Consider the following 6,000-nt stretch of genomic DNA (forward strand, 5'->3'; position numbering starts at 1 on the left):
AAATAAATAGATTTAATTTCTATTAGGGGGGACGAATTTGATTAGTTTAGGAACATTAATTGCTTTTGGAATTGTATCACTTGGAATGGTTTGTTCTCCCGGACCCAATATGATCTACCTTATCTCGCGTTCGATTTCACAAGGGCGAAAGGCGGGTATTATATCTTTAATGGGGGTTGTGCTCGGCTTTGTTGTTTATCTTATTGCCTCTATGCTTGGTCTGATAGCGATATTTAATACCGTACCGGTAATTTATACGGCAATGAAGTGGGCGGGAGCTGCATATTTACTTTGGCTCGCATGGAAGTCGAATAAGTCTGGTTCCGCTTCAATACTGGCACCAGTCGCTCTCACGATTGAAAAGCCACATAAATTGTTTCTGATGGGTTTTATAACTAATTTGCTTAATCCAAAGATCGCCGTATTGTATATTTCACTTTTGCCACAATTTGAGAATCCTAAAAGAGGCTCTTTGCTGTCACAAAGCGCGATTTTGGGCTTGACGCAAATCTTAATCAGCTTTGCGGTGAATCTCCTTATTGTTCTTACGGCAAGCAGGATTGCTAGTTGGTTAGGTAAACGCCCGACATGGCTTAAGGCACAGCGGTGGATCATGTCCGGCGTATTGACAGGACTTGCTGTTAAGCTGGCTGTCCAGCGTCGGTAAATACCATGATATTATTACGCTAACTGGGAACTATAGTTCAATCAATAAGGCTGTAGCAGATCAGAGGATCTGCTGCAGCCTTTGTTGAAGTAAAGGGCAGTAGAGTTTAATTAGTGACCAGTGCAAGTAAGAACGGCAGTTCTATTAAATCTCGCACAACTAAGAAACCTGTAAAAACCCGTATTAGCACTTCCGTTAAACCGGTTAAACGTAATAAATAATTTCCAGTGATGCACATCCTATGCTTGTCCTATAAAAATCAAAGTGGCCGGTAGAACATCCTGCCGGCCTTTCAAGTTTTTCTCACGTTACATATTCAAGTTTGATCAACATGTGTATTTACTTTGAGGCATTGTCGTCGTCCTCAATTTTGTCCAAGTACATCTATACAATCGCAAGAACTGCGGTTTTTAATTAATATATAGAATTTCTTGTTCAATGCAAAGAATTATAATCAAAATCTGGTGGCCTATTCCCGTTCAAATGTTTCTCAAACATATCGATGAAGTAGATAATTGACAACTCCGCAGCCGGCTAACTGATCGGCTACTGCTATTCATTGAGAGGGTAGTATAGTTCAAAACGCTGCCGATTACAATCTTGCAGTTTTTGAAGTATGTGCGATCAATACTTATCTTTTAGCAATTACATTTTTTTATCGATAAACGCAAATCTGCCTGCGCCTTCTGCTAGTACGGCTACGATGCGGTGGGTCATTTCGTCCACACTTATATCCTCATAAGCTTTGCTCCATTGTACCGCGGCGCCGAATATCGACCAGCTTGTCATGAGAGCCATCGTATCGACGCGGATGGTCCACTCAGCCTGGTCCGCCCGAAGCACTTGCAACCAGCGTTGCAGCAATTCGGCGAGCTCGTCTCGGACCGACCTCTCAAATAGCGGATTGACCGTATCGATCGGGCTGCACCGACCGTATAGCGAGCGAACGTGCTCCAGCACTACTCGGACCAGCACGCGCAAATGCTCTGGATTCCAACCTGCATCCGGTGGAAGTTCACGCCCTAGCATATGGCGAAATTTATCACGGATGGACTGCTCCAGCAACGCGAATTTGTCCGGAAAATGAGCGTAGAACGTCCCCCGGTGTACATCTGCTCGGTCGGTGATATCCTGGATTGTCATCGCGGTAAATCCCTTTTCCCGCATCAGTTCCGCGAACGATTGCTTCAGCAGTAACTGCGACCGCCTCCGCCGTCTATCGGCTTCATTCCTCTCAGTTCCCATCGCTTGTAACGCTCCTCGCTTGACCTCAACGGAGCTCAAGAGCAAACAGCCCCGACAAAATCGTCAATTTGTCAGGTAAACGACTTGCGGGCTGCATTGTCCGTTGTTACCAGTTTCCAATTTTATTACTATTGTAATGAAAGTGGCCCGTTAATTCAATGAAGCGAAAGAGGGATAAATGATCATGGCGATGGAATTACCCCAGAAAATCAAAGCGATCCGATATTTTACTTACGGAGGACCGGGCGTGTTGCGTTACGAAGAAGTACCCATTCCGGCGGCAGGTAAAGACGAGGTTCTCGTCCGCGTTCATGCAGTCGGCGTCAATCCAGGCGATTGGCAGATCCGTTCGGGCTTGGCAGGTGATCGGTTCAGACTTCCTTATATTCCTGGCTGGGATGTATCGGGAGTCGTTGCCAGTGTGGGTGCTGGAGTAACGAGTTTTCATCCGGGCGATGCCGTTTACGGGATGACCGTCAACAGTGGGGGTTGCGCGGAATATGTCGTTGTACCGGCGGGGAATTTGGCACTCAAACCTCAATCGGTTGATTTCGTTGAGGCGGCAGCTCTGCCTCAGTCGGGCTTTACTGCTTGGCATGCGCTGTTCGTACAAGGGAAACTAGAGAAGGGACAAACGGTGCTGATCAACGGTGCCGCCGGGGGAGTCGGCCACCTAGCGGTCCAACTCGCCCGATGGAAGGGGGCGCGCGTCATCGGAGCCGCTTCTGCCCGTAACGAGCCATACTTGTTTGATCTAGGCATCAATGCGTTTGTCGACTATACATCCATTCTGCCGGCAGAGATCGAACAAAGCGTGGACATTGTCCTCGATACAGCGGGAGGAGAAAAGGTAGAATGGCTACTGAATACCCTAAAGCCGGGAGGTCGTCTCGTACCGATTACGTGGGGGCGCTATTCGTCCGATAACGCGGCAAAGGCTTCTGTAACAGTCCAGGAGATACAGTACCCGCAGATCACTACTGCTTATCTAGACGAATTGACCCGCCTAGTTAACGGCGGACAATTGAACATAACGATCGACTCTGTTTTCCCTTTAGAGGAAACTGCCAAGGCACATGAAAAAAGTGAGAGCCGCCGAGCGCGCGGTAAAATCGTCATCCGCGTACTGTAGTGTTTGAAGCTAAGGGTTTCAGCATTTCAAAAGGGTCAATCTAGCCGACCAGCTTTACTCTATATTTTTTAACCGGGTGGTTGATTTCCTCACATATGAGCAGGATGCAAAGCCCTTTTTAGATGAAACCGATTATGATGGGTCCATCATGTGGGCCAACAAAGGGCCTGGTTATGGCGTCTCTGTACGAAGCAGGTAAACCGATATCGGACCTAGTGTTGGCTTCTTTTTCTGGCCGGGATCTTTGGGCTCAACTTGGATTGCAGATCTAAAAGAAAGTCTGATGGCAACGCTCATGATTCAGCTCAGAGGTGCGCAAGATGCCACAGAACAGCAAAATCGCTTTTGATTTTTGGACGTCGATCTACCAGGCAATTATTGATTAAAAACAGGTGAGATGTCGATCTATATACATGGCTTTCGAAAAAGGTTCTAATTATTTAACAAATGCTTACCATAAACTATTGCAAAGTTTTCTCAACTGTCAAGAAAGAGTATATTTAATCTATGGCACTCTTAGGAAAGAGGTTATTTAAATGAAAAAAAGAGCACTAGGAAAAACAGGTCTTGAGGTATCTGCGCTGGGGTTAGGTTGTATGGGCATGTCCGATTTCTATAGCGGGCAAAATGATGAGGAATCGGTCCAAACCATTCTACGCGCGTTGGAATTAGGTGTTAGCTTTTTGGATACGGCAGATATGTATGGTGTAGGCAGAAATGAGGAGTTGATTGGGAAAGCCATAAGAGGAAAGCGCGATGAAGTGGTGCTCGCTACTAAATTTGGCAATGTCCGCGGAGCGGATGGGAGCTTTCTTGGAGTAAACGGAAGTGTAGCGTATGTGAGGGAAGCATGTGAAGCAAGCTTACGCCGTTTAAACGTAGATCATATTGATCTTTATTACCAGCATCGCGTAGATCCCAAAACACCGATTGAAGAAACGATTGGCGCTATGGCTGAATTGGTCAAGGAAGGCAAAGTTCGTTATCTGGGGATGTCAGAAGCTTCACCTCGGACAATTATACGCGCTCACGCTGTACATCCTATTACGGCTTTGCAGACAGAGTATTCACTTTGGAGTCGTGAAGTGGAAGATGAGATTTTACCGGTCTGTCGTGAGCTAGGCATAGGTTTTGTTCCATATAGCCCATTAGGGAGAGGATTTCTCACAGGGCAAATTAAGCGATATGAAGATTTAGCCGATGATGATTTCCGACGTCAATCCCCAAGATTCCAAGGGGATAATTTTCAGAAGAACATCGAAATGGTTCAACGCATTCAAGAGATTGCTCAGGAAAAGGGCTGCCAGCCATCCCAGCTAGCCTTAGCGTGGTTGCTCAACCAAGGGGATGATATCGTTCCGATACCTGGAACCAAGAAAAGAATGTACCTCGAGGAGAATGTTGGGTCTTTGCAGGTGCAGCTGACTAGTCGTGATCTAGAAAGAATTAATGAAGTCGCTCCAGTAGGAATTGCATCAGGTGATCGTTATGCAGCAGCCTCGATGAAAAGCTTGAATTTATAAGATACTAGACTGTTGCAAAATGACTCTGAGAGTATCCTAAAGACAGACTTGTGGTTTGAATGGTAAATGGGCGGGAAATTAGGCGATTTACTCATTAACAAGGTTAAGATCATCGTAGTTGGAAGGAAGTTATTAATGTCGGACGACAAGAATTTCTACACAAACGAAGTCGCGTAAACTGCGGCTTTTTTATTTTGTATAGAAGTTCTTGTCATGAGCTCAAGACAAGAACTTCTATACATAACCATATTAGGACAAGTACTTCTATAGAAAGCCGGCGGTCTAAAAATATCCGAGTTATTAAGCTAAAGGGCAGATTACTTTAATGCAACTTTGTTCTAAATGATGCGTCCTAAATTATAACAAGTGAGGGGGGATTATCGATGTTAGGAGCTTTGAAAAAGAATCCCGTATGGGTTACATTGCTTTTATTAATTATTGTAGCTGCTTACACCGTAATATCCACGACATCCATTAGTGAGAAAGGATATGTGAACCGGGCGTTAAATGAAGTGGACTATAATAAGCATATCTTGAATTCGCAGAATGGTGAGGTATCCGTTACTTCTCTAGACGGAAAACGAATCAAGGAGTTATTTGTTCCTAAACCAACAACATTTGCTAAAATTAATCGCATCGCTCTATGGATTAACGGTAATAAAGCCGTTCGAGTGCTTTTGCATACCGATAACGAAGGATTACAAGGGCCCATTACAGTCTATTTTAACCCAATGACCAAGCAAGTTATTGGTTATGATGTACTTGAATAGTGAGACCATTAATAATGGTCCTTATGTTGAGCTAACGGGAGACTATAGTTCAAATAACGAGAGAAATATAGGAGTTATTGAAAATGTTCAATCAACCGAAAAAGTCTTCTGCAATATACGCAGTAATAGTAGTTCTTTGTGTCATTACTTCTATACTGAGCATCTTGTATGGATTATTGGTATATGGCTTTGAGGGGCCTACTAAAGAATTTTTCGTAACAGCATTAATAGCAGTAGTTGCTTGTTTGTTAGCGATAATTTTAACAGTGTTACTGTACAAAGAGGATGTCAGATCAAAATCTAGGTTAAAGAAGTAAGGGGCCAATGGCGGAGATATTCTAAAATGCCGGACGACAAGAATCCTCTTAATATGAGGCTTTATTGAATAAACAAGAACTTCTATACAAACGATAGTAGTAGATATAAGTGGTTAACTAACATCAAGTGATAGAATGATCGGACAGATTTTTGATCTTATAAGAAGCCTGGTTCCTTAGTGGAACCGGGCTTCCGTTTTTTTTGCGCTGTATTTACTCAAATTTCTTTACGTTACGGGCTGAGTGCTCTACAGATTGATTTTGCTCGAATACCTCTGCAACTTCCTCGGCGGAAAATTCCGTGTCGTTTGAACCTGGCACCGGCATTTTGTTCATCTTCGTACTC

Annotated in this window: 5 protein-coding genes; 4 read left to right on the forward strand and 1 reads right to left on the reverse strand. The window is 44.2% G+C overall.

Going from position 1 to position 6,000, the window contains the following annotated elements:
- Positions 1 to 37: 37 nt before the first annotated feature.
- Entirely contained in the window at positions 38 to 667 is a 630-nt protein-coding gene (locus AB4Y93_RS21700) for a LysE family translocator (RefSeq protein ID WP_441894979.1), read from the forward strand.
- Between the two features lie 645 nt (positions 668 to 1,312).
- Here AB4Y93_RS21700 and AB4Y93_RS21705 read toward each other — a convergent pair.
- Positions 1,313 to 1,912 (reverse strand): TetR/AcrR family transcriptional regulator, encoded by a 600-nt coding sequence (locus AB4Y93_RS21705; RefSeq protein WP_441894981.1) that lies wholly within the window; start codon positions 1,910 to 1,912, stop codon positions 1,313 to 1,315.
- A 247-nt stretch (positions 1,913 to 2,159) separates the two neighbouring features.
- Here AB4Y93_RS21705 and AB4Y93_RS21710 point away from each other — a divergent pair, with 247 nt between their 5' ends.
- The 3 genes from AB4Y93_RS21710 to AB4Y93_RS21720 all read left to right on the forward strand — a co-directional run bounded on the left by AB4Y93_RS21710 (position 2,160) and on the right by AB4Y93_RS21720 (position 5,337).
- Positions 2,160 to 3,044, forward strand: a complete 885-nt coding sequence (locus AB4Y93_RS21710) for an NADP-dependent oxidoreductase (RefSeq protein ID WP_441894983.1) — start codon at positions 2,160 to 2,162, stop codon at positions 3,042 to 3,044.
- A gap of 536 nt (positions 3,045 to 3,580) precedes the next feature.
- Positions 3,581 to 4,567 carry an aldo/keto reductase gene (locus AB4Y93_RS21715; RefSeq protein WP_441894985.1) on the forward strand — a complete coding sequence of 329 codons (987 nt, stop codon included), beginning with the start codon at positions 3,581 to 3,583 and terminating at the stop codon, positions 4,565 to 4,567.
- Positions 4,568 to 4,950: 383 nt separating this feature from the next.
- Positions 4,951 to 5,337: a hypothetical protein gene (locus AB4Y93_RS21720; protein WP_441894986.1), complete on the forward strand. Its 387-nt coding sequence runs from the start codon at positions 4,951 to 4,953 to the stop codon at positions 5,335 to 5,337.
- The last annotated feature ends 663 nt before the right edge of the window (positions 5,338 to 6,000 follow it).

The sequence above is a fragment of the Paenibacillus sp. YAF4_2 genome, from assembly GCF_052113225.1.
GTDB lineage: Bacteria > Bacillota > Bacilli > Paenibacillales > Paenibacillaceae > Pristimantibacillus.

Bases quoted from the DNA above. Each gene is read 5' to 3' on its own strand.
- AB4Y93_RS21705 (WP_441894981.1), bottom strand. From the start codon at position 1,912: ATGGGAACTGAGAGGAATGAAGCCGATAGACGGCGGAGGCGGTCGCAG.
- AB4Y93_RS21715 (WP_441894985.1), top strand. From the start codon at position 3,581: ATGAAAAAAAGAGCACTAGGAAAAACAGGTCTTGAGGTATCTGCGCTG.
- AB4Y93_RS21720 (WP_441894986.1), top strand. From the start codon at position 4,951: ATGTTAGGAGCTTTGAAAAAGAATCCCGTATGGGTTACATTGCTTTTA.